Origin of the sequence: Bacillus sp. FSL R5-0443 (assembly GCF_038608285.1) — a bacterium.
Classification (GTDB): Bacteria; Bacillota; Bacilli; order Bacillales; family Bacillaceae; genus Bacillus; species Bacillus velezensis.
On the sequence record NZ_CP152013.1, the window covers coordinates 1,182,952 to 1,208,084 of the forward strand.

The following is a 25,133-nucleotide window of genomic DNA, read 5'->3' on the forward strand; positions in this document are numbered from 1 at the left end:
CCTGATAAAAAAGATTGTTGATTGATTTCACTCTGAATGTTTCAGCTGCCATTCTCCAATAACGTCGTGAAACGCTGAAACGCCTGAATTCCTTCGTGTGTCATTTTAAAAACGCCTGCATCGGTCAGCGCGCGTAAAAATACATTCGCGGTTTCTTTTTGTAAAACAGCGGCTGCATTTTCCGGTGTCACGTCTTCATCCGTTTTGATGTTTTCGGCCCACGGAAGATGAATGTCTTTGATGTCATGAGGTTCATTCAGTAAATACTTTTTCACTTCTGCCAGCTCATCTTTCAGGCGGGGAGGTAAAACGGCGAGTCCCATCACTTCAATCAGACCGATATTTTCTTTTTTGATGTGATGCACATCTTGATGCGGGTGAAAAATGCCATCCGGATAATTTTCGGAGGTGCGGTTGTTTCTGAGAGCGAGATCGATTTCAAAATCCGTTCCCCTGCGTCTGGCAATTGGGGTGACGGTATTATGGGGTTCATTTGTCTTTGCGATGATGCTGACGGTTTCGTCTGAATATTCCCGCCACTTTTCAAAAACATACGCAGCGGCATCTGTCAGCAAATCCGGATCTTTTGCGCGAAGGCGGATCACTGATACCGGCCACTTCACGGCTTCGGCCTGAACGTCTGGAAAATGACGCATATGAAAAGGGTAGAGGGAACCCGCTTTTGCCATCGGAAACTCATGGGCGCCGCCTTGATAATGATCGTGTGAAAGAATGGAACCTCCTACGATCGGCAAGTCTGCGTTTGATCCCGCAAAATAATGCGGGAAGATTTCCGTAATAGCCAAAAGCCTTCTGAAGCTGTCGCGGCTGATGTTCATCGGCTTGTGCACGCTTGAAAGAAAGATAGCGTGCTCGCTGTAATACGCATAAGGAGAGTATTGAAACCCCCACTGTTCTCCCGCTAAGTCAAGCCTGATGATGCGGTGATTTGAACGGGCGGGGTGATGCGGTGTTCCGGCATACCCCTCGTTTTCCATACAGAGCAGGCATGTCGGATACCGGTTTTCCGGACTGTTTTTTACCGTGGCGATGTCTTTAGGGTCTTTTTCGGGCTTTGATAAATTAATGGTGATGTCCAATGCCCCAAAAGGTGTTGGTGAGCGGTACACGATATTTTTTCGAATGGCCCGCGTCTTAATATAGTCGTTGTTTTGGCTCAGTCGGTAAAAGTAATCTGTTGCTTTTTTCGGGCAATCTGATAACAATTTGCTGAATGCGGCATTGATCAGAGAAGGGGCCGGCGTGATCACGTCCATGATTCTGCTTCCCAGCATGTCTCTTTCAGCCGGCGTATCGTTAATGATTGACCGTTTTACCGCGTCTTTCACCATTTCGTCCAAATAGTGAAGCCTGTTTTGTTTCTTGATATGCTTCGGTTCTGCATAATCCGTCAGTCCGAGCAGATCGAGAAGTCTGTTTCTTGTGTAAATCACATCTGTTTCATTTATGTCGCCTAAGACAGTGCTTTCTTTCAGAAACCCTGCCACTGATTCAAAAACTTCAATGACCGCCGCCTCCATTTCATTTGTCCTTGTATCCGTTTGGATGTTGCCGATGCCAATTCCATGCTGACGCAATGATTTCCGATATGTCCGTTTGTTTCGGATTCCAGCCCAGAATGTTCCGCGCTTTATCGCTGGAAGCGATGAGGGTGCTTGGATCACCGGGTCTTCTTGCGGCCGCTCTTACTTTTATGTCTCTTTCGGTCACTTGCCGGGCCGCTTCGGCCATTTCTGATACGGAAAACCCGCTGCTTGATCCTAAATTGAAAATGCCGCTGTCTCCGCCGTTTTGCAAATATTCCAGAGCGAGAATATGGGCATCGATTAAATCGGAAACATGGACATAATCGCGGATGCACGTGCCGTCTTTTGTATCATAGTCAGTGCCGAATATCAAAACCTCCTCGCGCTGACCGAGCGCGGTTTGTAAAAGGATAGGGATAAGGTGGGTTTCCGGATGATGATCTTCTCCGATGGAACCGTCCGTTTTCGCGCCGGCAACGTTAAAATACCGAAGCGAGACATATTTTATGCCGCAGGCGGTTTCACACCACTTCAGCATTTTTTCTGCCATGAGTTTTGATTCGCCGTATGCGCTTTCCGGCTTTTCCGGCATGTCTTCTGTGATGGGCACTTTTTCAGGTTCGCCGTATACAGCGGCGGATGAAGAAAACACAATGTGTTTCACCCCGAATTCCTGCATGACCTCCAGTGTAATTTGCGTACCGTACACATTATTATTGAAATATGAAAGAGGGTCTTTCATTGATTCGCCGACAAGGGATTGAGCGGCAAAATGGAGAACGCCTGTTACGTTCTCCTTCGCAAACACAGAGCGAAGAAACGGTTTGTCACGGATATCTCCATGGTAAAAAACTGCTTTTTCATGAACAGCTTTCCGGTGGCCTGTCTGCAGATGATCCACAGCTATCGTTTTAAATCCTTTGTTTAATAATTGATCAACCGCATGAGAACCGATATAGCCGGCTCCGCCGAGAACGAGAATCGCCATGATTTATTTTTCCCTCCATTCAGCCGCGCCATCGCTTATATCCGCGATGTAAAAAGAAGCTTCAAGACCTGTCCTGCTGCGGTAGTGAGATGAAACGGCCCGGATAAAGCCGGCGGTTTCTTCACTTTCCACAATGGCTATGGCGCAGCCGCCGAACCCCGCGCCCGTCATCCGCGCTCCGAGTGCTCCTTCTTTCCAGGCTGCTTCAGCAAGCGCGTCTAATTCGTCACCGGTCACTTCATAATCATCGCGTAACGAACGGTGGGACGCATTCATCAGCTCGCCGAACGTTTTCAAATCATTCGATTTGAGAGCTTCCGCGGCTGAGAGGGTCCGCTCGTTTTCATTGACCGCGTGCCGGGCTCTTTTACGCAACGTTTCACAGGAGAGAAGGGATTCGAGTTTGTTGAATTCTTCTCCCGTCAATTCTGCAAGTGATGCGATATTCCGATATTGCCGCAGTTCTGAAAGAGCCTCGTCACATTCGCTGCGGCGTTCATTATATTTTGAAGCCGCCAGCTCCCGGCGCTTGTTCGTATTCATAATGACGATTTTATATCCGTTAAAAGCAGCCGGAATCATTTCGTGCTCAAGCTTATCGCAGTTTAACAGAATGGCCATGTTCTTTTTGCCTTTTTGCACTGCGAATTGATCCATAATGCCTGAATTCACGCCGATAAATTCATTTTCGACTCTTTTTCCGATAAGCGCCAGTTCAGTATCGGTAACATCCAGGCTGAATAACTTTCTTAAAATGGAACCTGTTAACATTTCAATAGAAGCGGAGGAGCTTAAACCGGCTCCGTTTGGAATTGTACCGTGAAAAAGAATATCCATTCCGCTGTCTATTTGGCCGCCGGCTTTAAGAAGGTAATGGATCATCCCCTTCGGATAATTGGCCCAGCCGTCTTCTTTTTTGTATGATGTGGCGGAAAGATCAAGGCAGACAATGCCGCTGTCAGGAAAGTTTTCTGAGTATAACCGGATCTGGTGATCTCCGCGTTTTGCGCATACGGCATATGTTCCGATCGTGATCGCGCATGGAAGAACGTGGCCGCCTATATAATCCGTATGTTCCCCGATCAGGTTGATCCGGCCGGGTGCGAAAAACAGTTCTCCGTTACTTCTCTTGAAAATGTCTTCGAATCTTGATTTCAAAAGTTTGGCTTCCATGATAAACCTCCGATTCTATTTTGAGGTATGCTCCAGTATGAACTGAATGGCTTTTTGTGAATTTCTGGTGAGGCTGATATATTCTGCTCCTTTCGTTGCGATGAGTTTCACTTGCAGGCGGTCCGCATCTTCTTTAATGTCATCGTAATAAGAGCCGACCTGCGGAGCCAAAATGATCATATCGAAGTCTTTCATGATGTCGTAATGGGATCCGTAGGCGCCTGCTGAGGCGGTAATCGGCACGTTATATTCTTCGGCTCCTTCTGTCAGTGCGTTCGCAAGCATAGCGCTCGTTCCCGCTCCGGCGCACAGCACTAACACATTGGTGCTGTGTTCCAAGGAGGATGAGGATTCCTGAAGATTTGTGCTGATGACGGAGGACGCGTCTTCGGAGGCGCCGGCCATGGCGGGCTGTAATGTTTGCGGCGCGGTTTCAGGCTCGGTGTGTTGGGCTTCTTTCGCCGCTAATACTTTGTCATAAGCTTTGCAGAATGGCAGGTATATCAGGAAATCGACAATGATTAATACAGCTGTCAGCACAAAAGCCGAGAGCCCCATGCCGGTTCCGAGAATCAAGCCGGCGGGCGCCGGGGTGGCCCACGGAAGAACATACATAAAACTGTTCATTCCGATGACATCCACGAAAAATTTAAACAGACAGACATTCACCATCGGCGTTACAACAAACGGAATGAAAAAATAAGGATTTAAAATGATCGGCGCAGCAAAGAGCAGAGGTTCGTTTACTGCGAAAGACACCGGAACCGCGGATGCTTTTCCGACTGCTTTCAATTGCTTGGATTTCGCGAAAAGAAGAAAGATAAACGGAACCACAAGGGTTGCGCCGGTTCCTCCCATTGTGCCGACGAAGTTCCCGAGTCCGACGGTCAGCACGTTGGACGCCTGCTCACCGGCATTATGAAGCTGAAGGTTCGCCTCCACATTTGCGTAAATAATAGCTGCGATGGCCGGTTCCACAATAGAAGGCCCGTGAACGCCGACAAACCAGAACAGCGCCATCATTCCCCAAATGACACAAATCCCCAGATAACCGTCTGCGGCGGTAAAAAACGGCGATAAGAGAGAGGAGAGAGCCTCTGCAAACGATACGTTCAGCGTGTTCCTGATCAATAAATCAACGATCACCATGGCCAAAACGGAAAAAGCGAACGGAAAAACATCTTTAAATGTTTGTGAAATGGTACCCGGTACTTCTTTAGGCATTTTAATCGTAATATTTTTCAGCACGCAGAATCTGTAAACGTTCACTGTTATGAAAGCGGATACAAAAGCGGCTAAAAGACCTTTTGTGCCGAGGTATTCCGTGGAGAACCCGCCATCGATTTGAGTGACGCTTAAAATGAGAAACCCGACGACTGAAGCAAGCATCGCTGAAACGGGGTTGATCCCTTTGTTTTTCGGCATTTTTCGGTTCATTGATTCACTCAGGCATTTCGCACTTGTTGCCGCAACGATCAGACCGAGGGCGCCCATTGAATAGTTATAAACTTTCCAAAGCCATTCAGAAACACTTTTAGGCCAAGTGAAACCCAACACTTCCGGCACAGCGGCGGTGAGGATGAAAATGCTGGCGAATAAAATAACAGGCATGGCCGTTAAGAAGCCGTCGCGGATCGCGCCTAAATAAATGTTTCTTGAGATTTTTTCAAAAAACGGTTTTCCCTTTTCGATTTGCTTGATGATACCGTTCATTTTTCCACTCCTTATCGGCGGCTTCGGTAGAGTTCTATAAAATCCTGAATAAGATCACGGAGCAAAAGGGTTGTCATCAAGTGGTCCTGACCGTGAACGAAAATAAATCCTAATTCCATGTCCTTGCCGTCAGCTTCTTCAGCTAACATTTTCGTTTGCGCATTGTGGGCGAGGGTTAAATTTTCATCGGCGCTTTTCAATGCTGCTTCCGTGTTTTCGAAGTTTCCGGCACGGACTTCTTTCAGGACTTTCAATAAAGTGCTTCTGGCGTCGCCGGCATAGGCGACGATTTCAAAACCGAGCATCTGCAATTCTTCCTTTGTCATGAAAAAAACCTCCTAAAGACGGCACACATGATGAAAAGAGACTCTTTTCACCATGTATGATCGTTAAATGATTGTTTTTGTTTCACTTACAAGTTTGTACCAGTAGGCCGATTCTTTCGGATATCGTTTTTGGGTGTCAAAGTCGACGTAAAAAAGACCGTAACGTTTGTTGTAGCCGTTGGTCCATGAAAATAAATCCATTAAGGACCATAAGAAGTACCCCTTTACATTGACTCCGTCGGTAATCGCTTTACTGACGGCTTCTAAATAGACTTTTAAATAGTCGATTCTTGCCTTATCCATAATGATGCCGTCTTCAAACTCATCTTTATAGCCCATGCCGTTTTCGGTAATGTACATTTTGTTATATTGCGGATAGTCCCGTTTGATGCGCATCAGCATGTCATACATGCCTTCAGGATAAATGAGCCAGTCCCAATCGGTCCGTTTCAGGCCTTCTTTGTAAATTCTTTCGCCGATTCCTTTTACTTTATAGACCGAAGTGCCCTTATCGCCCGTTCCGTTATGGTGAATAACGGTTTCTCCGTCGTACGCTTTGACGAAATGGCATTGATAATGATTGATGCCGAGATAATCATTGCGCGTTGAAGCTTTTTTCATCACGTCAAAGTCACTGTCTGAAAACTCGTATGAAGCGCCGTTTGCCTCACAGATTTCATCCAGAGCCCGCATGGTTTCCTCAGAATAATAGCCGAGGTAGGTGGCGTCGAGGAGGAATCTCACTGATAACGCGTCATCCAGAAAACAGGCGTGGCGGTCTTCTTCTGAGTCGCTGGCGGGATATTTTGTTTCCAATGAGTGGACGACACCGATTTCTCCCGGATAGCCGCCGTCTTTAAAAAGATTGACGGTCATCGCATGCGCTACCATCATATGATGGAGGCATTGAATGACTTTTGTGATATCACTTTTAACAGATGGCGGGAAAACCCCGAGTAAATACTGGTTGGTGGCTGTGGGATAAATTTCGTTAAACGTGCTCCAATATCTGATTTCGCTGAATTCTTTAAAGCAAAACTCCGCATAGCTGACGAACGCTTCTATTGCAGCGCGGTTGAGGAAATCTCCCTGGTCAAATAATCCTTTCGGTGTATCGAAATGATGCAGCGTGACAAAAGGGGTGACGTTGCGTTTATGGCACTCTGAGAAAATACGATGATAGTAATCAACACCTTCCTGATTGATTTTGCCCGTGCCGTCAGGGAAAATTCTCGTCCAGGCTATAGAAAGGCGGATGCCGTTTATTCCGAATTTTTCACATAGTTTAATATCTTCCGGAAACTGGCGGTAAAAATCACTTGCCGGATCAGGGCTGAATCTTCCCTGTTTTTCAAGAAATTCATCCCAGGCCACAGGCCCTTTGCCGCCTTCTTTTGTGGCGCCTTCCGCTTGATATGCCGCAGTCGCCCCGCCGAAAATAAAGTCATGAGGTAATTTGAGCATTACTGAATCCTCCTTCGCCAATGTGTGAATTGAAGTTTGTTAATGTTTGTAATTGTTATCTTTTGTTTAATAGTAAACGCATACATTTTTGTTGTCAATAGCTTCATAAAGAAATAAAATCTGTTTTCATAGGGGGTATATAAGTTTTTCGTTGTTTTATATGTTGATTATGTTGTTTGTTAGTGTTTGTTTTTGTTGACCGGGTTGCCGCAGTGTGTTAGATTGTGTGTAAAGTTGAGGGGATGATTGAACATGTTAAAAAAAGAACGTCTTTTAAAAATCATCGATATCGTAAACTCGCGGGGGTTTATTACGGTGAGTGATATTATCGATGAACTGGATGTTTCTGATATGACAGTGAGAAGAGATCTGGACGAGCTGGATAAGGCCGGAAAAATCGTACGTATTCACGGAGGCGCACAGAGCATTTCTTATTCCATTGATCACGAATTATCGCATAATGAAAAACTGGGTGTTCAAATGGAGGAGAAGGAGAAGATCGCGGAACTCGCAGCTTCCTATGTAAATGACGGCGATACCGTTTTTGTAGGGCCCGGCACGACGATTGAACTTTTAGCCAAACACCTGCTGCATAAGCGAATCAGGATTATCACAAACAACTATCCCGTATTTGATATTTTAAAGCATGGTGACACTGCGGATACCATCCTGATTGGCGGCGATTTCCGAAAAAATACCGGTGCCTTCGTCGGGCCCATCGTGAACGGCAATCTGCAGAAATTCAATTTTACGAAAGCCTTCATCAGCGCCAACGGCATACATAATGATGAGATTTCTTCTTACAGCATTGAAGAAGGGGAAGCTCATCAAATCGCGCTGAATAATTCGCGGACGAAATTTTTGCTGGCGGATAATAAAAAATTCAACCGGGAAGATTTTTACGTGTTCTATAACTTACATGATATGGATTATCTGATTACGGATGATAAAGTGATGAAAGATGTTCAAATTCATTACGAGCAATATGTAGATGTCAAAATCGCAAAAAAATAAAAAAGGCGGGCGGTTCAATGAAAGGGGTTATTTTTGATTTTAACGGCACGATGTTTCAAGATTCGCATCTGCACGAAAAAGCATGGTTTTTCATGGTGAAAAAATACGCGCCGAAAACCATTTCTGATGAAGACATTTTCGTTAACATTCACGGGAGAACAAACAGTGAAATCCTGACGTATTTTATTTCCGGCGATTTAACAAATGAAGAAATCAAGAAGCTGTCTTTTGAAAAAGAAGCCTACTACAGAGAATTATGCCTTGAAAACAAAGATGAGTTAAAGCTGACGAAGGGACTGACCGGCGTATTGAACCATCTGAAAAAATCAGAAACGCCAATGACCATTGCCACGGCTACGGTAAAGGAAAATGTCGAGTTTTACTTTGACGCCTTTCAGTTGGATCGGTGGTTTGATTTTGACAAAGTCACGTTTGATGACGGGAGCTTCCCCGGAAAACCGGCGCCGGATATTTTTCTCATCGCATCGGAAAAGTTAGGCCTCGGACCTGAAGATTGCTTAGTCATTGAAGATGCCTTTTCGGGGCTCACAGCGGCGAAAAAAGCAGGTGCAGGCAAGATTATGGCCATTGACCCGCTCGGAAAAAACCGCGCGCTATTTGAAGAAAAACAGCTGGCGGATGACGGGATACTGACAGATTTCACCTCGTTTTTTGAGGTGATTGCCGGACATTCTGTTTGAGAGATCAGCCGGTTCTTCATGCCGATATGGCTGTACAGGCTGCGGACTCCGTTCGCAACACGGGATGTTTTTGTGTTCGGCGGTGTCTGCTTCTCGTGAAGAAAGGGGTTTCGCTTTTTAATCGGAGTCACTTTTAAGACAGGGGTATCCCTGTTTTTTTTAATTCCTCGTATTTACAAAGAAGCGCTAAGGAGCTTATTGCTGACTGTTTATATGTTTTACGATAAAATCCTGAGCATACAAGAAAACCAGCCATCCTGTAAGTCCAAGCCCTGATGCGGCAATGAAAGACAGTGAATGGCGAAGGGCGATGCCGATAATGACCAGCATAATGACTGTGGAGGGGATGCCGGAAGCCACGCTGAATGCAAAATGACTTAATGTCTCCTTCGGTTCGCCTTGGATGTACAGCCAAACCATGCTCAGCATACTGACAATTGGTAAAGCCGCTATTATACCTCCATAACTCGGGCTTCTTCTTGATATTTCAGTGATAATCCCAATAATAGCAGCGGAGACAATGATTTTAACGATCGTAAACATCTTCAGCACGCTCCTTCATCAAACTGAATGCTTTTAGGACAAGTGTTCTTTCTTCATTATTCATGCTGTCAATAAGAAGCTGTTTAAGCTTTTCTTCATCGAGCCCGGAATGCCGGTAAAGGACATCCGCCCCCAAACTGGTAAGTTTTAAAATGACTTTCCGCTCATCCTCAACACTTCTGGTTTTATAAACGTACTTTTTCTGCAGTAACCGCTTTATATGTTCCGAAGCGGTATTATGTGATACTTGAATCGCTTCGGCAATGTCTTTTATTCCGACTGCCTTCTCTTTTTGAATGACTTGCAGAATCCGTACACCTTGGTGAGTAATTTTTTCATGGTGCTGATAACGGAGCCGGTAGTAAATATCTGTCCAGAGGTCATTTAATCGCATGATTTCGTTTGACATCATCATCCACCTTCTATCGTTTATTAAGATTATATCTTATATTACGATATATTTTTGCGGATTGAAAGCAATTTTTGAGCATGAGGGAGCGGCATTCGTTCTGTTTTTAGAAGATTGGAAGAGACAAGCGGCCGCAGCTTCAACGAATAAACTTGTTTCATATACTCTCAATAAGTTATTTCCTTTATTTTGGAAACGCCAGCTTAATACCTTCCGCATATAAATAAGAGCGCTGACAATATGATAAAGAACCAAAGTATATATTCAAATGCAGTTTTTTTCAGCAGGGCAGTCTTGTGCTGAAAGAAAAAGATACGGGGGATAAAAAGCGGGTAAGAAGATAAGGAAAGGAGAGAGACGGATGGAACTTGATTTTGTGATTCGTCTGGCGGTTGCGGGTCTGCTTGGGGCTCTTATTGGATTGGAGAGAGAATTCAGGGCGAAGGAAGCCGGTTTGAGGACGCATTTTTTAGTGGCCGTCGGCAGCGCCTTGATGATGATCGTTTCCAAATACGGCTTTTTTGATTTGTTATCCAACAGCCATACGTCCTTTGATCCGAGCCGGGTGGCTGCGCAGGTCGTCAGCGGCGTCGGATTTTTAGGAGCCGGCACGATTATTTTGCAGCGGCATGTCGTGCGGGGGCTTACGACGGCCGCGGGGATTTGGGCTACGTCGGGCATCGGGCTGACGATCGGGGCAGGTATGTATGTCATCGGCATCAGCGGCACGATTTTGGCGTTAATCGGGCTTGAACTGTTAAATTTTCTGTTTAAACCGGCGGCGCATTCTTTGTCTGTCAGTTTCAGGATTGAGGAGAAAGCCGTCATGCATGATATTTTAACTTCTCTTGAGGAAAAAGGAATTCTTATTACGTCCTATGAATTGAATAAGGCGGTGCTTGAAGTGAAGGGAAGGGTGAAAAGCAAAAGCGGGAAAGCGGCAGTAATGGAAAAAGTTCAAGCTCTCCCGTATATTCTGTCGGTCAAAGTTGAATAGCAGACAGGGGAAGCCTCCTGTCTGCGGTCATTTCTTTTAAAACATTAATACCAAGGATAGAACGGGATATACGGCCGCGGATAGTATGGATACGGTCTGGGGAAATAATAAGGCGGCCGCGGGTAGTATGGATATGGTCTGGGGTAATAATAAGGCGGCCGCGGATAATGATAAGGCACCCGTTCGTGGCTCTCGGCTGTGTCTTCATGGTAGAAAGGATCGTACAAGAGGAAAACCTCCTTTTCAAATGTTGGTTCCGTTTACCTTATTCCTGTATGCCAGGTATGGTGTACGTACAACGGGCAAAAAAAGACGCCGGTTATCATCCGGCATCTTTTTTTACACTTTCACATCAATTGAATGTCCGGCAGTCGGGTGCTGGGACGGCAGCATTTTCACTGTTTCTTCCGCCGTAGCCTGTGCATGCTGCATGACCGTTTTTGTTAAAGCGATATTTACATTCTGCGCCAGAGATGCTTGGTGCATAGCGATTGATAACGCAGGGATATCCATAGCTTCCACCTCCTTATCCCTTCATATCGGCGGCATGCTCCGATTATGAAGGGGACTGGCGGTTTCTTTTTACGGCCCATTCTAAAAATGCGGCAGCGCATACCCCGAGGGTATAGGCGAAAATGTCACTCCAGACAAATTGCCAGCCGAGGAGCAGCCCGCCGAGCGTGCTGCTTCTGATTGCGTCAATCCAAGGCGCGTGATACAGCTGGCTGCATTCAATCAGACAGCAAAACGAGAGGCTCAAAAATGCGGCTGTTTCCGTCCGTATGTGCCGAAACAAAAGCCCGAATCCTGTAAAAATCATTGCCGCCCACAAGGCATCTCCTAAATAAGCGTTTATGATGCCGGGCAATAGGGCGGTGATGTATGCGGTTCTGGACAGCAAACCGAGGGCGATGATAAAAACGGTACATATTCCGTATGTCAATGGATGTCTATTCACTTCACACTGTTCCCCTTTTTTTGTACTCCCATGTATTGTAAGGAACGACGGAAAAGCTGTCTATGAAAAAACGGCCCGGGAGGCCGCTTTTTTTGCGTTATCTGGCTTTTAGGTTGACATGGTCTGCTTTTTGATCACTGCCGATGACGAAGCGGAGCTCATACTGCCCCGTATGGTAGACGTAATCTGTTTCGCCCGTTTTTGGCACTGTCAGGATTTTGTCAGCGCTGCCGATTTGTTTGCTTAAGACGTCAGGTGTGACGCTGCCGAGGTTTAAGCGCCGCTCAACCCCTGTTCCGAAATAGCGTATTTCCGAGATTTTTCCGTTTTTATGATAGGAAAATCCATAACCGGGGTTTCCCATGTTCCAGCTGTATAAATCAAATGGATTGCGGCTGTCTGCTTTTTGTTCCGGCTCGCCGATTTTATCGTAAACGTCCTGTCTTGTGCTTTGGTTGATTTTCAGGCCTCTCACATTTTGCGGCATTTCCCCTTTAAACGCCGATTGGTAAAGGCTGTACACCAGTTCTAGTGCACGTTGATTTTCCGTTTTTGAAGCGGCTGCGGCATGGACGGGCTGTATAACCGAAAATGCTTCTGCGCCGAATGCGCATCCCGTGAGCATCACTGCCGATAATCCCGTGGCGAGTGTTTTTTTCTTCAACATATGTGAACGCCTCCTTTTTACCGCTCATACCCGTATGTTTCCTGAGATAAACGAGATGTTTTAGTGAAAGGCCGGCTGGGAATCATAGAGGATGTATAGAGGGGTACAGAAAGGGGAAAAGAAAATGGCTGGTACAAAGAAAGTTACAATCAATGGGGTTGAAATGGAAGCGCCGGACGGCCAAACCGTTTTGCAGCTTTTGAACAATAGTTCAATTGACGTGCCGCACGTGTGTTATCATCCGAGTCTCGGGCCGATTGAAACGTGCGATACCTGTATCGTCAATGTTAACGGGGAACTGGTGCGTTCGTGTTCCGCGCAAATAAAGGACGGAGATGTCATTGATACGCTTTCGTCCGATGTGAAAAAAGCGCAGATTATCGGCATGGACAACATTTTGCACAACCATGAATTGTACTGCACGGTCTGTGATTACAACAATGGGAGCTGCGAAGTACATAATACCGTAAAGGAAATGAAAATCAATCATCAAAGCATTCCGTTCGATCAAAAACCGTATCCTAAAGATGAATCAAATCCGTTTTACCGATATGATCCCGACCAGTGCATTTTGTGCGGACGCTGCGTCGAAGCCTGTCAGGACGTACAGGTAACCGAAACGTTAAGCATTGATTGGGAGCGGAAACGCCCGCGGGTCATTTGGGATCAGGATGTGCCGATCAATGAATCATCATGTGTTTCCTGCGGACATTGCTCGACGGTATGTCCGTGCAATGCCATGATGGAAAAAGGCATGGAAGGCGAAGCGGGGTATTTAACAGGCATTAACCAAGAGACGCTTCGGCCGATGATTGACATCACAAAAGGGGTCGAAACCGGGTACGGATCGATTTTGGCCATATCGGACATGGAATCGGCCATGCGGGATGAAAGAATCAAAAAAACGAAAACCGTATGCACTTACTGCGGTGTCGGATGCAGTTTTGATATATGGACAAAAGGAAGAGACATTTTAAAGGTCGAGCCTCAGGCCGAGGCGCCAGCAAATGGCATTTCGACGTGTGTGAAAGGGAAATTCGGCTGGGATTTCGTCAATAGTGAAAAGCGCCTTACCAAACCGCTTATCCGGGAAGGAGACTCGTTTCGGGAGGCGGAATGGGATGAAGCGCTGCAGCTGATCGCTGATAAATTTACCGATATAAAAGAACATTTCGGCCCGGACGCACTTGCCTTTATCACATCTTCCAAATGCACGAATGAAGAATCATACGTGATGCAGAAGCTTGCGAGAGCCGTCATCGGCACAAATAATGTCGACAACTGCTCACGCTACTGCCAGTCTCCCGCCACGGCCGGATTGTTCAGAACGGTCGGATACGGCGGTGATTCAGGGTCGATTACAGATATAGAAAAAGCTGAGCTCGTGCTGATTATCGGCTCAAATACGTCTGAGTCTCACCCCGTCCTGTCCACACGCATTAAACGTTCTCATAAACTGCACGGACAGAAGCTCGTTGTCGCTGACTTGCGAAAACATGAAATGGCCGAGCGCTCCGATGTGTTTTTCCAGCCGCGTGCCGGATCAGATATTGTCTGGCTGAATGCCGTATCGAAATATCTGCTTGATCACGATTTGGCGGATACTGCATTTCTGAAGGAGAGAGTGAACGGATTAGATGAATTTGTGAAAAGCCTTGAACCTTATACAATGGAATATGCGGAAAAACATACCGGTGTGGACAAGGATACCCTAATCAAAGTGGCCCGGATGATTCATGAAGCCGGCAGCGTGTGCGCACTGTGGGCGATGGGTGTCACCCAGCATATCGGAGGAAGTGATACGAGCACGGCCATTTCCAACATGCTTCTTGTGACCGGAAATTACGGCAAGCCCGGCGCAGGCTCATATCCGCTTCGGGGCCATAATAACGTGCAGGGAGCCAGTGATTTCGGCAGTATGCCTGACAGCTTCCCCGGTTATGAAAAAGTAACGGATGAAAAAGCCCGCAAAAAGTATGAGCAGGGCTGGGGAACAGACTTGCCGAAAGAAATCGGAATGACAAATCATGAAATGATCGAAGGCATCCACTCAGGAAAACTGAAGTCCATGTACTTAAAAGGAGAAGAAATGGGGCTTGTCGACTCCAATATTAACCATGTTCATGCCGCATTTGAAAAGCTTGATTTCTTCGTTGTGCAGGATATCTTTCTTTCGCGTACGGCCGAGTTCGCCGATGTCGTGCTTCCGGCAAGCCCGAGCCTTGAAAAAGAAGGGACGTTTACGAATACGGAACGGAGGGTGCAGCGCCTTTACAAAGTGTTTGAACCGCTGGGCGATTCAAAGCCTGATTGGCAGATCATTACGGACATCGCCAACCGTCTGGGCGCTGATTGGCACTATGAACATCCGGCAGACATTATGGAAGAAGCGGCGATGCTTTCGCCGCTCTACGCAGGCGTCACTTACGAACGTCTCGAAGGCTACAATTCACTGCAATGGCCGGTTGCAGCGGACGGAACCGATTCACCGCTTTTATTTACGGATAAGTTCCCGTTTTCAGACGGCAAAGCGATTCTATATCCCGTTCAGTGGACCGAGCCGAAAGAATTTGGTGAAGAATATGATATCCATGTGAATAATGGGCGGCTGCTCGAGCATTTTCACGAAGGGAATCTGACTTACCGATCAAAAGGAATATCCGAAAAAACACCGAGTGTGTTCCTTGAGGTCTCGCCCGAACTCGCCGAAGAAAGAGGGCTGGAAGACGGAACGCTTGTCCGTCTGACATCACCGTACGGAAATGTGAAAGTCAAATGCGTCATCACAGACAGGGTAAAAGGCAAACAAGTCTATCTTCCGATGAACGATTCAAAAGACGCCGCCATTAACCTTTTGACAAGCAGCTATGCCGATAAGGATACCGATACACCGGCTTATAAAGAAACATCAGCGAAGATGGAGATTTTGAAAAAAGAAGGCGTTAATCCGCTTCCGAAAATCAATTTCCGTTACGGAAACCCGCAGCCGCAGATCGGTGTCCGGGTTGATCGGAAATGGGCGCGTAAAGATTATGTATTCCCGGGAGACGCCGTAAAAAGGGGGAAACAGCAAAATGGCTAAAGCAATCAGCGGCATCCGAAAACAGACCGTCACAGAAGAAGACAAACGAAAAAAGGACTTAGAAGAGATCGAGACGGCTCTTTTACGAAATAAAGACGCGATTTTGGAATCTCTGCATATTCTTCAGCACATGAACGAGCGCGGCGTTTTGGCGCTTCTGCGCGGGCTCTTCGGCCAGGGAGACAAAGTGATGGATATCCTCGTGAAGAAGGCGAATACTCCGGAAACGGCCAATATGCTGAAAAATCTCCTGTTGTTAAGCGGCGTTCTCGGCATGCTCGATGTAAAACAGCTTGAGCCGTTTATCGTTAAAATCAATGCGGGGGTCACAAAGGCCGTCGAGGAAAAAGACAGCGGCAGGAAGACCGGGTATTTTGATATCGTCCGCGCTTTAAAAGACCCGGAAATCAACAAGGCCGTCACTCTGCTGTTTTCTTTCCTGAAAGGCATGGGCGCTGATACGGACGATATGGAAAGAAATACGCAGCCCCCTGAAGACCAAAAGCAGCACCAGAAACCGCAGACGAATGAGTGAACATATCTCCCGAGCCTGGCCGAAGGCTCGGGTTTTTTGTGCGCTTCTGCTGTTTTCTTGGGAGAAATTTCACCTCCGGATTCATGACTTTTGTTGTGTTATGTTAATAGTTAAGGTTATGAATAGAAAAAAATTGAAAATATGTGCTAGGATAAAATTCAAGGTACGTCAACTATTCAAATATGAAACAATCAGGAGTGATGAAACATGAGTAAGCTGAGGAGCACGAGACAAGCCATCCAAAGAACCCTGATGAAAGGAAAAAACGGCCTGGACGTATACAACCCTTTTCCTTGGTACGAAAAAATGAGACGGGAAAGCCCTATACACTTTGATGAAGAAACGAAGGTTTGGAGTGTGTTTTTATACGATGATGTCAAAAAAGTCATCAGTGATAAAGAGACGTTCTCAAGCCTCATGACTGATGTGAAAAGCTCGATTGCAAAGTCCATGCTGAATATGGACCCGCCGAAGCATACCCAAATCAGATCCGCCGTCAATCGCGCTTTCACTCCCCGCGTCTTGAAGGAATGGGAGCCGAGAATTAAAGACATTACCGATCATCTCCTGAAACAGGCAAAGAACAAAGGGCGGATTGATATCGTTAAAGATCTCTCTTACCCTTTGCCGGTCATGGTGATTTCAGAATTATTAGGCGTTCCGTCCGAACGTATGGATCAGTTTAAAAAATGGTCGGACATTCTCGTCAGCATGCCGAAAGATGCGAGTCCTGAAGCGGCGGAGAAAAATCAGCAGGAACGTGACCAATGTGAGGCGGAGCTGGCGGCGTTTTTTGCGGAAATAATAGAAAGCAAACGAAAACAGCCCGGCCAAGACATTATTTCTATTTTGATAAAAGAGGAAGAAGAGGGAGAGAAGCTCACGGCAGAAGATCTGATCCCGTTTTGCAACCTGCTTTTAGTGGCGGGAAATGAAACAACGACTAATCTCATTTCAAATGCGGTTTACAGCATATTAGAGACGCCCGGCCTTTATGAAGAGCTGAGACAGGACCCTTCTCTCATCGCGCAAACGGTGGAAGAAACGCTGCGTTTTCGCGCTCCCGCTCCGTTTGTCAGAAGGACGGTCCGGCACGACACTGAACTGCGCGGACGCCGCTTGAAAAGCGGGGAGGTCGTTCTCTGCTACGTTGCATCTGCCAACCGTGATGAAAACAAATTTGAGAAGGCGGGCGTATTTGATATTCATCGCCAATCGAATCCGCACCTTTCCTTCGGATTCGGCGTACACTTCTGCTTAGGCGCTCCGCTTGCCAGACTTGAAGCGGAAGTGGCGCTGAAAGGAATTGTAAAAGCCTTTTCACACCTTGAGCCGATCCGGATTGAGCCGATCCGAAACAGTGTCATGTACGGGCTGGAGTCTTTAGAAGCGGAGATAAACGAAAATAAGGGAGAAGAAAAAAGATGAGAAAAACACATATCGCCATTATTAATGTGGCCGCTCACGGTCATGTCAATCCCACGCTGCCTGTAGCCGAGGAACTTGTCAATCGCGGGTATAAAGTGACATTCGCTACGACTGAGGAATTCGAAGCTTCCGTTGCCAAAACGGGCGCCATTCCCGTTTTATACCGCACAAGCATAAAGGCGGACCCGGAGACGATAAAAGAACGGGTAAATAAAAATGACGCGTTTGTGATGTTTCTGGAAGAAGCGGTTGAAGTGCTTCCGCAGCTGGAAGAGCTGTACAAAGACGACCTTCCTGACATCGTCCTGTTTGATTTTTTAGCTCTTGCCGGAAAATTGTTTGCGGATAATGGCGGCATCCCGGCCGTAAAGTTCTGCCCGAGCTATGCAATGAATGAGTATTTTCAATTAGGAAGAGACGAAGAAACACTGGAAGCGGCCAAACAGGCGATAGAAGAATACCAGGAGCAGATTGAAAATGAACAATTGAAACGGATGACAATGGAAGAATTTTTCATGCCTGAAAAACTGAATATTGTCTTTATGCCAAGGGCCTTTCAGCCGAAACAGGAAACCTTTGATGAACGATTCTGTTTTGCGGGTCCGTCTCTTGGAGAACGCACAAATACGGGAAGTCTGGAAATTGATGCAGCCGATGACCGTCCGCTTATGCTCATCTCACTGGGAACGGCGTTTAACGCCTGGCCTGAATTTTACCAGATGTGTATTGACGCGTTTCGGGACTCGGACTGGCGGGTTATTATGTCAGTCGGCACAACAATTGATCCGGAAAGTTTTTCGGATGTCCCCGATCACTTTATCATCCGCCAGCACGTTCCTCAGCTTGATGTGCTGGAGAAAGCAAAGCTGTTCGTATCTCACGGCGGGATGAACAGTACAATGGAGGCGATGAATGCGGGTGTCCCGCTCGTTGTCGTTCCGCAAATGCACGAACAAGAGGTTACCGCAAAGCGTGTGGATGAATTGGGGCTTGGCGTGCATCTGCCGCCGAAAGAAGTCACTGTGGCCCGTTTGCAAAAAGACGTTCAAAACGTATACGGCGATAAAAACATCCTCAGCCGCGTGAAAAGCATGCAGCAGAAAATAGAAGAAACCGGCGGCCCCAAACAGGCTGTTTGCGCCATTGAAGAATTTTTGAAAAAGGCGGCCGTCGAAAATTGATTGAGAAACAGGCAGCGCACCGGAAGACGGCTGCCTGTTTTGTTATATGTTTTTCTTCATGCCGCATCTCCGGCATTCCCTCAAAAATTTTCCGCCCTTCACTGAGCTTTTAAACAGCGTGTAGTCGCAATTGTCACATCGGCCGCTGTGAACATCAGGATATTCATTGAACTCATAAATGACCGAAGTATCGTATCCTTTTGTCTCGAACTCTTTTTTTGTTTCCATGATTGAAAATCCCTCCGCGAATCAAATCGTTCTGCCCGGTTAATGATACAGCAACTGCACGGGGGATTCAACGGGAGCATAGCTTGATTTTCCCGGCTGATTGCGTAACAATAATAGAAATAAATGACGGCCTGCCATAGGGCGCCCGGCATCTGAAGGGAAGAAGAAAACAGCGATGGGAAAAGGATTGAACGGGAAACGGATTGCCATCGGCGGTTCGCGGAAAACAGAAGAGATCACAAGATTAATAGAAAAGCAGGGCGGAACGGCGGTCGTCCGTTCCCTCCAAGGAACCGTATACCTGGCGGAGGATCAAATTGAACCCGACGTAAGAACATTTGCCGGGCAAAAAGCCGACTGGGTAATATTCACCACAGGCATCGGTACGGAAACGTTATTGTCGGTATCGGAAAAAATCGGTCTGAAAGAAGAATTTTTAGCGGCCGTTCATGAAGCGAAAATCGGCTGCAGAGGCTATAAAACATATGCGGCCTTAAAAAAGCTCGGCATCACGCCGCATGCCTCAGATGAAGACGGTACAACAAGAGGGCTGATCCGCTCCTTGGAACGATTTGACTTTAAAGATAAAAAAGTCATGATACAGCTTCATGGCGAAAAAGCGCCGGTCTTAACGCAGTTCCTTGAGAAAAACGGAGCGGAGGTATTCCCTGTTCTGCCGTATCAGCATATTCCGCCTGAAAGGGAGACGGTTGATAAACTGCTGGGAGAGCTGTTAAACGGAGAGGTCGATGCCGTATGTTTTACAACAGCCATTCAAGTGCGCTCTCTCTTTGATTATGCAAAAGAAAAAGGATCCACAAAAGAATTGCAGCAGGCATTCGAAAAACAAGTGCTTGCCGCCGCAGTCGGCAAAGTGACGGCTGAAGCGATCCGGGATGAAGGGGTAAAGAGGGTCCTTGCTCCGGACATTGAGCGGATGGGAGCGATGATTATTGAATTATCCCGTTACTATGAATCTCTGACCTTGTCATAAACCATCATTCAGCAGGGAAAAAAGCCTACGCTTCCCTGCTGAATTTTTTTAATTGCCAGTGTTCCGTGAAAAGGGAAGGATATGTCAAGGCGCTGAGTATGATACATGTAAGAAGAGCGGAGGCCATCGTTGTAAAAACGATCAGCAGCTGAAAGCGCACCGCCTGTATCGGATCAGCCCCCGCTAAAATCTGCCCCGTCATCATGCCGGGAAGCTGAACGAGACCCAATGTTTTCTGGCTTTCAAGCGTCGGGATCATACTGAGCTTCATACTGGACGTCAATATCTGCCGGACGGCCTGCTTAGGCGTTCCTCCGAGAGAGAGAATCAGCTGGATTTCTTCTTTCCGCAGGTCTGCTTCCGAACTGAGCCTGCTTAAAAACAGGCTTGAGAGCACCATGGAGTTTCCGATGACCATGCCGCTTATCGGAATGACATATCTTGAAGTGAACGGAATGATGTGAAGGGTCAGTAAAAGTCCCTGCGTCACGGTTTCCGCGATCGCCAGTGTCAGAAAAACGCGCCAAAATGAGCCGATCCGCATTTTTTTCCGTTTGGCGACATTGTGCGAAGCGGCCGTGAGCATGAGAAGCACCATTAATATGATAAATATCGGGTGATCACCGCGAAAAATCAATGACAGCACATAGCCGATGATGAGAAGCTGAATGACGGCCCTGACGGTTGCGACGATCATATCCTTTTCGACGCCGGCTTTAAAAGATTTAGACAGGAATAAAGCGATAATGACAAATATACTTGTCAATAACAGAGAAAGATCATTCATATCAGCGCCCGCTCCCTTGTAAAAGCGCCCGGGCCTTTTCGTGTTTCGGTTCCTTAAAGAACGTTTTCGTTTCCGCGGTCTCTAAAAGCCGACCCTCAGCCATAAACCATACCGTATCGGATAATCGTTCCGCTTGTTCAAGGTTATGGGTGATCCACAGGACCGTCAGCTGTTTTTGCCGATGGAGTTTCGTAATCAGTTTCTCAATGATGAGAACGGATGACGGGTCCAGCGCCGAGGTGATTTCATCCAGCAGCAGGATGGACGGCAGTCCGGCGAGAGTTCGCGCTAATGAGAGCTTCTGCCGCTGACCTCCGGATAATTCTTTTGCATTCCGATCCAGAAGCACGCGCGGAAGGTCTGTAAAATCTGCGAGCTCTTCAGGCGTATAGTGCTGTGCCCCGTGGAGTTTTTCTGCGAGCAGAAGGTTGTCCCGCACCGTTCCCTCGAGGACGGGAGCTGATTGAAATGCAAGGCCCGCGGTTTTTCTGAGCTCTCTGATGTCCCAGTGTCTTATTTCTTTTCCGAATACAAGCACTTCCCCTTCATCAGGTGTATTCATCAGATTGCACAGTGACAGCAATGTGCTTTTTCCCGCGCCGGAAGGGCCTATCAACGCCGTGATAGAATCTTTTTGAATATGTCCGGTTACACGGCTTAGGACATCAAAGGACGTATTGTTTTGTTCAAAGCGTTTGCCGGCTGACAGAAAAGATATTGCCGGAATTTCTTCTTTCATACAGGAGGACACCTTTCGTAAAAAAATCAGGAACCGGTGAGATTGGCTGACGTTTGCTCAGCCGTTTTCTGGTCTGTCTGCCGGGAAGCGAATGTATGCATGACCATTCCCGCAATAATAATGAACAGTCCGGCAAATGAAAGAAGTGACGGAAACGCCGCGGATAAAAAGACGATTTCGCCGATCAGTGCAAAAAGAACCTCTCCGGACTGCGTCGCTTCAACAGCAGCGAGCTTCTGCGGCTCATTCCTCACCATATCGGTGGCGCGGAAAAATAATACTGTTGCGATAACGCCAGAGCTGAGTGCGACGATAAAGGATTGGAATGACTGTCCCATTGACGGAAGCCCGTCTCTATGCCAGCCGAAAGCGGCGATCAAAAGCCAAAACGGAAGGCTTGCGAGCGTCATGCCGAGCACCCGCTGAAACGTATCGAGTTTTCCGCCGTATTGTTCCAGCATTTTGCGGTTGCCGAGCGGATAGGCAAAAGCGGCGATGACGACCGGCACCACGCTGAATAGTATCGTGCGGCCGGACAGAGAACCCGCATGCTGAAGCTGAATCAGACCGGCTCCGATCAGGATGATGACGGAAGTAACCAGCGAAATCAGCGGGATCTTTTGTCTGGCGGAAACCGGGCCCGCCGGTGAATGTTTTGTTTCGTAGAAAAACGGCGACAGAAGCACACCCGCGACAATTGTAATCTGCCACGTGCCGGCGATCAGCCAGCCCGGCCCATATGCCGCCGCAAACGTAATCGGGGCATAAAAAAGCACGAACCCGGTAAAACTCCACTTCAGCCAAAAAAACGGTTTTTTCCGGATTTCATGCCAGAGCGGCGCCCATTTTCCTTTCGCATAAACGATCAAAAATAAAAACGGAACCATAAAAAGAAAACGCAGGGAAGAGCTCCACATCCAGCTTCCGCCGGAAAGCTCCATCGCCCTGTTTAAAATAAATGTGACTGCAAAAAACAGAGATGCCAATATTCCGATCACGATGGCTTTCATTAAATCCCTCATTTTTACACATATTTTTTTATACTATACTATTCACTGGCAGGCTTCGCAATGGAATATGAGAAAATAGCGTTTTAACAAATGATGAATGGGAAACAGACATATACGGAGGTGAAAACAATGCAGAAAGAGGATATTCAAGTGCTTTATTTTGAAGATGACGGCCGCATTCCGAATAACCCGAATCTTCCGCTTGTTATTTATAAAGCGGTATTTAATGAAGAAACGGTGCAGAAAGCAGAGTCCGTCCTCAGCCGGCACGATTGGTCGAACAGCTGGACGGGCGGAGTATTTCCGTATCACCATTTTCACAGCACCACGCACGAAGTTCTTGTCGCGGTAAAAGGAAACGCGGTTTTGAGGTTCGGCGGGGAACAAGGAGCGGATGCCGTTCTTCAAACGGGGGACGCAGCGGTCATTCCGGCCGGCACCGGACATAAAAAACTGTCGGGCAGTTTTGATTTTACCGTGATCGGGGCTTATCCGGGCGGCCGGCAGTACGATACAAAAACGGAGAAAAATGATAGAACTTCAGAAGAAACCAGCCGTGTCCCCCTCCCGGAATGCGACCCCTTTACGGGAAAAACGGGCCCGCTATTAAAATTGTGGGAAAAATGACAGGGGAAAAGCGGATGGTCTGTAAAAAAATAGCCTAAAAGAAACGTTATTACACCCCCGCCATATAAATAATTTCATAAACGAAACAATTCACGTTCAAATTTTGTTCAAAAAGTGTTATTATATAAGAGTAAATCAAATTGGGGTTTTTTATGTTTGCTATTTTCAGAGAGGAAAAAGAAATTTTGACTTATTCAATTGTTTTTGTTGATATAAAAATAATACTGGATATGGCAAAGTGAAAAACTGGGTAGTAAACATTTATTTTTGTAAATGATTGTGCATGAATTCACAATCTTGCTTTTTCATGCTTTTCTGCATGAAGGGGGAAAGGCTACCCTTTCCAAAAAAATCAGCATACTGCTTATAGTAAAGGAGAATCGGATATGCCAGAAACAATCGATCAAACAAATGCATCTGTCAGCCAAGGCCAACGCGATCTTATTGATCAGCTGCTAAAACCTGAAGTTCAAGAATCACTGACTGTTTTAGTGGATCAGCTTCCAAAACTGACTGAGTTAGTAAATATTTTAACGAAGTCTTATGATTTTGCACAGTCTGTAGCGACAGACGAAGTATTGAAGAGCGATACAGTGGGTGCGCTTACAGAAATTCTTGAGCCGGTGAAAGAAACAGCGAAAGAAGTGGCGGCTACTGCGATCGAAGCAAAAGACCGCGCGGATGCAAGCAATGAAACGATCGGACTTTTCGGCCTGCTGCGCATGCTGAAAGATCCTCAAGCTCAAAAGCTGTTCCGTTTTGCTAACAGCTATCTTGAAATCATGAACGAAAAACAAAAATAATCTCAGATTCAAATTGATATAAAGGACGGAGGATATACGATGTCAAAACATATTGTCATTTTAGGCGCTGGTTACGGCGGAGTTCTTTCTGCTTTAACCGTTCGCAAACATTACAGTAAAGATGAAGCACGCGTAACCGTTGTGAACAAATACCCGACTCACCAAATCATTACGGAACTGCACCGCCTTGCAGCGGGCAACGTGTCTGAACAGGCTGTTGCTATGCCGCTTGAAAAACTTCTGAAAGGAAAAGACGTCGACATTAAAATCGCAGAAGTCAATTCTTTCTCAGTTGATAAGAAAGAAGTTGCCCTTTCTGACGGTTCTAAGCTGACTTATGACGCGCTTGTTGTCGGACTTGGTTCTGTTACGGCTTATTTCGGCATTCCTGGACTCGAAGAAAACAGCATGGTGCTGAAATCTGCGGCTGATGCCAACAAAGTATACAAACACGTGGAAGACCGTGTGCGTGAATACGCTAAAACGAAAAACGAAGCTGATGCAACAATCCTTATCGGCGGCGGCGGCTTAACAGGCGTTGAGCTTGTCGGTGAGCTTGCTGACATCATGCCGAACCTTACGAAAAAATACGGCGTAGATCCGAAAGCAATCAAACTGAAATTAGTAGAAGCAGGTCCGAAAATTCTTCCTGTTCTTCCTGATGACCTTATCGAACGCGCGACAAAAAGTCTTGAAAAACGCGGCGTTGAGTTCTTAACAGGTCTTCCTGTTACAAATGTTGAAGGAAACGTTATTGATCTGAAAGACGGTTCAAAAGTCGTTGCCAACACATTTGTATGGACAGGCGGCGTACAAGGCAACCCGTTAGTCGGCGAATCCGGCCTTGAAGTGAACCGCGGCCGTGCGACGGTTAACGATTTCTTACAATCTACTTCTCATGAAGATGTATTCGTTGTCGGAGACAGCGCTGTATACTTTGCGCCGGACGGCCGTCCGTACCCGCCGACAGCGCAAATCGCTTGGCAGATGGGTGAACTTGTCGGTTACAACCTGTTCGCTTACTTAGAAGGAAAAACGCTTGAAACATTCAAGCCTGTAAACTCTGGTACGCTTGCAAGCCTCGGACGTAAAGACGCGGTTGCCATCATCGGAGCGAACTCTACTCCGCTGAAAGGTCTTCCGGCATCTTTAATGAAAGAAGCAAGTAACGTACGTTATTTAACACATATCAAAGGATTATTCAGCCTCGCTTACTAAT

At 46.7% G+C, this 25,133-nt stretch carries 26 protein-coding genes; 11 read left to right on the forward strand and 15 right to left on the reverse strand.

Annotated elements, in window-relative coordinates; translation table 11 throughout:
* Positions 1-41 precede the first annotated feature (41 nt).
* The 6 genes from galT to lacG all read right to left on the reverse strand — a co-directional run bounded on the left by galT (position 42) and on the right by lacG (position 7,211).
* A complete protein-coding gene (gene galT, locus NYE28_RS06135) occupies positions 42-1,541 on the reverse strand; it encodes a UDP-glucose--hexose-1-phosphate uridylyltransferase (RefSeq protein WP_342490335.1) in 1,500 nt (499 codons plus the stop codon).
* A 1-nt stretch (position 1,542) separates the two neighbouring features.
* Complete coding sequence (gene galE / locus NYE28_RS06140; RefSeq protein WP_012117333.1) at positions 1,543-2,535, reverse strand: UDP-glucose 4-epimerase GalE; 993 nt, start codon at positions 2,533-2,535, stop codon at positions 1,543-1,545.
* A 3-nt stretch (positions 2,536-2,538) separates the two neighbouring features.
* Entirely contained in the window at positions 2,539-3,708 is a 1,170-nt protein-coding gene (locus tag NYE28_RS06145) for a galactokinase (protein WP_160222984.1), read from the reverse strand.
* 15 nt (positions 3,709-3,723) lie between these two features.
* Positions 3,724-5,421 (reverse strand): PTS lactose transporter subunit IIBC, encoded by a 1,698-nt coding sequence (locus NYE28_RS06150; RefSeq protein WP_007407324.1) that lies wholly within the window; start codon positions 5,419-5,421, stop codon positions 3,724-3,726.
* Between the two features lie 11 nt (positions 5,422-5,432).
* Positions 5,433-5,747 carry a PTS lactose/cellobiose transporter subunit IIA gene (locus tag NYE28_RS06155; protein ID WP_007407323.1) on the reverse strand — a complete coding sequence of 105 codons (315 nt, stop codon included), beginning with the start codon at positions 5,745-5,747 and terminating at the stop codon, positions 5,433-5,435.
* A 63-nt stretch (positions 5,748-5,810) separates the two neighbouring features.
* Positions 5,811-7,211, reverse strand: coding sequence for a 6-phospho-beta-galactosidase (gene lacG / locus NYE28_RS06160; RefSeq protein WP_076423928.1), 1,401 nt, complete (start codon positions 7,209-7,211; stop codon positions 5,811-5,813).
* Between the two features lie 252 nt (positions 7,212-7,463).
* Here lacG and NYE28_RS06165 point away from each other — a divergent pair, with 252 nt between their 5' ends.
* The gene (locus NYE28_RS06165; protein ID WP_052827299.1) at positions 7,464-8,225 is read left to right on the forward strand and encodes a DeoR/GlpR family DNA-binding transcription regulator; all 762 of its coding nucleotides are present in this window, start codon (positions 7,464-7,466) and stop codon (positions 8,223-8,225) included.
* 17 nt (positions 8,226-8,242) lie between these two features.
* Positions 8,243-8,926 (forward strand): HAD family phosphatase, encoded by a 684-nt coding sequence (locus NYE28_RS06170; RefSeq protein ID WP_136803354.1) that lies wholly within the window; start codon positions 8,243-8,245, stop codon positions 8,924-8,926.
* 195 nt (positions 8,927-9,121) lie between these two features.
* Here NYE28_RS06170 and NYE28_RS06175 read toward each other — a convergent pair whose 3' ends face one another.
* Positions 9,122-9,469: a DUF3147 family protein gene (locus tag NYE28_RS06175; protein ID WP_124934908.1), complete on the reverse strand. Its 348-nt coding sequence runs from the start codon at positions 9,467-9,469 to the stop codon at positions 9,122-9,124.
* Positions 9,453-9,878: a MarR family transcriptional regulator gene (locus tag NYE28_RS06180; protein WP_160222985.1), complete on the reverse strand. Its 426-nt coding sequence runs from the start codon at positions 9,876-9,878 to the stop codon at positions 9,453-9,455. The genes NYE28_RS06175 and NYE28_RS06180 overlap by 17 nt, the downstream gene beginning before the upstream one ends.
* A 361-nt stretch (positions 9,879-10,239) precedes the next feature.
* Here NYE28_RS06180 and NYE28_RS06185 point away from each other — a divergent pair, with 361 nt between their 5' ends.
* Positions 10,240-10,875, forward strand: coding sequence for an MgtC/SapB family protein (locus NYE28_RS06185; protein WP_007407316.1), 636 nt, complete (start codon positions 10,240-10,242; stop codon positions 10,873-10,875).
* A 339-nt stretch (positions 10,876-11,214) separates the two neighbouring features.
* On the opposite strand, the gene NYE28_RS06190 is transcribed toward NYE28_RS06185, so the two are convergent.
* The 3 genes from NYE28_RS06190 to NYE28_RS06200 form a co-directional block, all read right to left on the reverse strand.
* Entirely contained in the window at positions 11,215-11,388 is a 174-nt protein-coding gene (locus NYE28_RS06190; protein WP_136396281.1) for a YjfB family protein, read from the reverse strand.
* Positions 11,389-11,431: 43 nt separating this feature from the next.
* On the reverse strand, positions 11,432-11,833 hold the full coding sequence (locus tag NYE28_RS06195) for a DUF2809 domain-containing protein (protein ID WP_136396282.1): 402 nt from the start codon (positions 11,831-11,833) through the stop codon (positions 11,432-11,434).
* Between the two features lie 97 nt (positions 11,834-11,930).
* Positions 11,931-12,500: a YjgB family protein gene (locus tag NYE28_RS06200; protein WP_136396283.1), complete on the reverse strand. Its 570-nt coding sequence runs from the start codon at positions 12,498-12,500 to the stop codon at positions 11,931-11,933.
* 124 nt (positions 12,501-12,624) lie between these two features.
* On the opposite strand from NYE28_RS06200, the gene fdhF reads away from it, so the two are divergent.
* The 4 genes from fdhF to NYE28_RS06220 all read left to right on the forward strand — a co-directional run bounded on the left by fdhF (position 12,625) and on the right by NYE28_RS06220 (position 18,726).
* The gene (gene fdhF, locus NYE28_RS06205; RefSeq protein WP_076423932.1) at positions 12,625-15,582 is read left to right on the forward strand and encodes a formate dehydrogenase subunit alpha; all 2,958 of its coding nucleotides are present in this window, start codon (positions 12,625-12,627) and stop codon (positions 15,580-15,582) included.
* Positions 15,575-16,117: a DUF1641 domain-containing protein gene (locus NYE28_RS06210; RefSeq protein ID WP_012117344.1), complete on the forward strand. Its 543-nt coding sequence runs from the start codon at positions 15,575-15,577 to the stop codon at positions 16,115-16,117. The genes fdhF and NYE28_RS06210 overlap by 8 nt, the downstream gene beginning before the upstream one ends.
* 207 nt (positions 16,118-16,324) lie before the next feature.
* Entirely contained in the window at positions 16,325-17,545 is a 1,221-nt protein-coding gene (locus tag NYE28_RS06215) for a cytochrome P450 (protein ID WP_284646875.1), read from the forward strand.
* Complete coding sequence (locus tag NYE28_RS06220) at positions 17,542-18,726, forward strand: macrolide family glycosyltransferase (RefSeq protein ID WP_025284588.1); 1,185 nt, start codon at positions 17,542-17,544, stop codon at positions 18,724-18,726. The genes NYE28_RS06215 and NYE28_RS06220 overlap by 4 nt, the downstream gene beginning before the upstream one ends.
* 42 nt (positions 18,727-18,768) lie before the next feature.
* Here NYE28_RS06220 and NYE28_RS06225 read toward each other — a convergent pair whose 3' ends face one another.
* A complete protein-coding gene (locus tag NYE28_RS06225; protein ID WP_003154919.1) occupies positions 18,769-18,954 on the reverse strand; it encodes a hypothetical protein in 186 nt (61 codons plus the stop codon).
* Between the two features lie 175 nt (positions 18,955-19,129).
* On the opposite strand from NYE28_RS06225, the gene NYE28_RS06230 reads away from it, so the two are divergent.
* Complete coding sequence (locus tag NYE28_RS06230; RefSeq protein ID WP_025284589.1) at positions 19,130-19,948, forward strand: uroporphyrinogen-III synthase; 819 nt, start codon at positions 19,130-19,132, stop codon at positions 19,946-19,948.
* Between the two features lie 25 nt (positions 19,949-19,973).
* Here NYE28_RS06230 and fetB read toward each other — a convergent pair whose 3' ends face one another.
* Genes fetB through NYE28_RS06245 form a run of 3 tightly spaced genes read right to left on the reverse strand, consistent with a single transcriptional unit; the run spans position 19,974 to position 22,484 of the window.
* Positions 19,974-20,735, reverse strand: a complete 762-nt coding sequence (fetB, locus tag NYE28_RS06235) for an iron export ABC transporter permease subunit FetB (RefSeq protein ID WP_003154915.1) — start codon at positions 20,733-20,735, stop codon at positions 19,974-19,976.
* 1 nt (position 20,736) lies between these two features.
* Positions 20,737-21,474, reverse strand: a complete 738-nt coding sequence (locus NYE28_RS06240) for an ATP-binding cassette domain-containing protein (protein WP_085341908.1) — start codon at positions 21,472-21,474, stop codon at positions 20,737-20,739.
* A gap of 26 nt (positions 21,475-21,500) precedes the next feature.
* Entirely contained in the window at positions 21,501-22,484 is a 984-nt protein-coding gene (locus NYE28_RS06245; RefSeq protein WP_032871245.1) for a multidrug resistance efflux transporter family protein, read from the reverse strand.
* A gap of 129 nt (positions 22,485-22,613) precedes the next feature.
* Between NYE28_RS06245 and NYE28_RS06250 the strand changes: the two genes are divergently transcribed.
* The 3 genes from NYE28_RS06250 to NYE28_RS06260 all read left to right on the forward strand — a co-directional run bounded on the left by NYE28_RS06250 (position 22,614) and on the right by NYE28_RS06260 (position 25,132).
* Positions 22,614-23,111 (forward strand): cupin domain-containing protein, encoded by a 498-nt coding sequence (locus tag NYE28_RS06250; RefSeq protein WP_060561819.1) that lies wholly within the window; start codon positions 22,614-22,616, stop codon positions 23,109-23,111.
* 386 nt (positions 23,112-23,497) lie between these two features.
* Positions 23,498-23,914: a DUF1641 domain-containing protein gene (locus NYE28_RS06255; protein WP_003154908.1), complete on the forward strand. Its 417-nt coding sequence runs from the start codon at positions 23,498-23,500 to the stop codon at positions 23,912-23,914.
* 39 nt (positions 23,915-23,953) lie between these two features.
* On the forward strand, positions 23,954-25,132 hold the full coding sequence (locus NYE28_RS06260) for an NAD(P)/FAD-dependent oxidoreductase (protein WP_012117352.1): 1,179 nt from the start codon (positions 23,954-23,956) through the stop codon (positions 25,130-25,132).
* The last annotated feature ends 1 nt before the right edge of the window (position 25,133 follow it).

Coding starts and splice junctions, on each gene's coding strand:
- galT (WP_342490335.1), bottom strand. CDS start 1,541: ATGGAGGCGGCGGTCATTGAAGTTTTTGAATCAGTGGCAGGGTTTCTG.
- galE (WP_012117333.1), bottom strand. CDS start 2,535: ATGGCGATTCTCGTTCTCGGCGGAGCCGGCTATATCGGTTCTCATGCG.
- NYE28_RS06145 (WP_160222984.1), bottom strand. CDS start 3,708: ATGGAAGCCAAACTTTTGAAATCAAGATTCGAAGACATTTTCAAGAGA.
- NYE28_RS06150 (WP_007407324.1), bottom strand. CDS start 5,421: ATGAACGGTATCATCAAGCAAATCGAAAAGGGAAAACCGTTTTTTGAA.
- NYE28_RS06155 (WP_007407323.1), bottom strand. CDS start 5,747: ATGACAAAGGAAGAATTGCAGATGCTCGGTTTTGAAATCGTCGCCTAT.
- lacG (WP_076423928.1), bottom strand. CDS start 7,211: ATGCTCAAATTACCTCATGACTTTATTTTCGGCGGGGCGACTGCGGCA.
- NYE28_RS06165 (WP_052827299.1), top strand. CDS start 7,464: ATGTTAAAAAAAGAACGTCTTTTAAAAATCATCGATATCGTAAACTCG.
- NYE28_RS06170 (WP_136803354.1), top strand. CDS start 8,243: ATGAAAGGGGTTATTTTTGATTTTAACGGCACGATGTTTCAAGATTCG.
- NYE28_RS06175 (WP_124934908.1), bottom strand. CDS start 9,469: ATGTTTACGATCGTTAAAATCATTGTCTCCGCTGCTATTATTGGGATT.
- NYE28_RS06180 (WP_160222985.1), bottom strand. CDS start 9,878: ATGTCAAACGAAATCATGCGATTAAATGACCTCTGGACAGATATTTAC.
- NYE28_RS06185 (WP_007407316.1), top strand. CDS start 10,240: ATGGAACTTGATTTTGTGATTCGTCTGGCGGTTGCGGGTCTGCTTGGG.
- NYE28_RS06190 (WP_136396281.1), bottom strand. CDS start 11,388: ATGGATATCCCTGCGTTATCAATCGCTATGCACCAAGCATCTCTGGCG.
- NYE28_RS06200 (WP_136396283.1), bottom strand. CDS start 12,500: ATGTTGAAGAAAAAAACACTCGCCACGGGATTATCGGCAGTGATGCTC.
- fdhF (WP_076423932.1), top strand. CDS start 12,625: ATGGCTGGTACAAAGAAAGTTACAATCAATGGGGTTGAAATGGAAGCG.
- NYE28_RS06210 (WP_012117344.1), top strand. CDS start 15,575: ATGGCTAAAGCAATCAGCGGCATCCGAAAACAGACCGTCACAGAAGAA.
- NYE28_RS06215 (WP_284646875.1), top strand. CDS start 16,325: ATGAGTAAGCTGAGGAGCACGAGACAAGCCATCCAAAGAACCCTGATG.
- NYE28_RS06220 (WP_025284588.1), top strand. CDS start 17,542: ATGAGAAAAACACATATCGCCATTATTAATGTGGCCGCTCACGGTCAT.
- NYE28_RS06225 (WP_003154919.1), bottom strand. CDS start 18,954: ATGGAAACAAAAAAAGAGTTCGAGACAAAAGGATACGATACTTCGGTC.
- NYE28_RS06230 (WP_025284589.1), top strand. CDS start 19,130: ATGGGAAAAGGATTGAACGGGAAACGGATTGCCATCGGCGGTTCGCGG.
- fetB (WP_003154915.1), bottom strand. CDS start 20,735: ATGAATGATCTTTCTCTGTTATTGACAAGTATATTTGTCATTATCGCT.
- NYE28_RS06240 (WP_085341908.1), bottom strand. CDS start 21,474: ATGAAAGAAGAAATTCCGGCAATATCTTTTCTGTCAGCCGGCAAACGC.
- NYE28_RS06245 (WP_032871245.1), bottom strand. CDS start 22,484: ATGAAAGCCATCGTGATCGGAATATTGGCATCTCTGTTTTTTGCAGTC.
- NYE28_RS06250 (WP_060561819.1), top strand. CDS start 22,614: ATGCAGAAAGAGGATATTCAAGTGCTTTATTTTGAAGATGACGGCCGC.
- NYE28_RS06255 (WP_003154908.1), top strand. CDS start 23,498: ATGCCAGAAACAATCGATCAAACAAATGCATCTGTCAGCCAAGGCCAA.
- NYE28_RS06260 (WP_012117352.1), top strand. CDS start 23,954: ATGTCAAAACATATTGTCATTTTAGGCGCTGGTTACGGCGGAGTTCTT.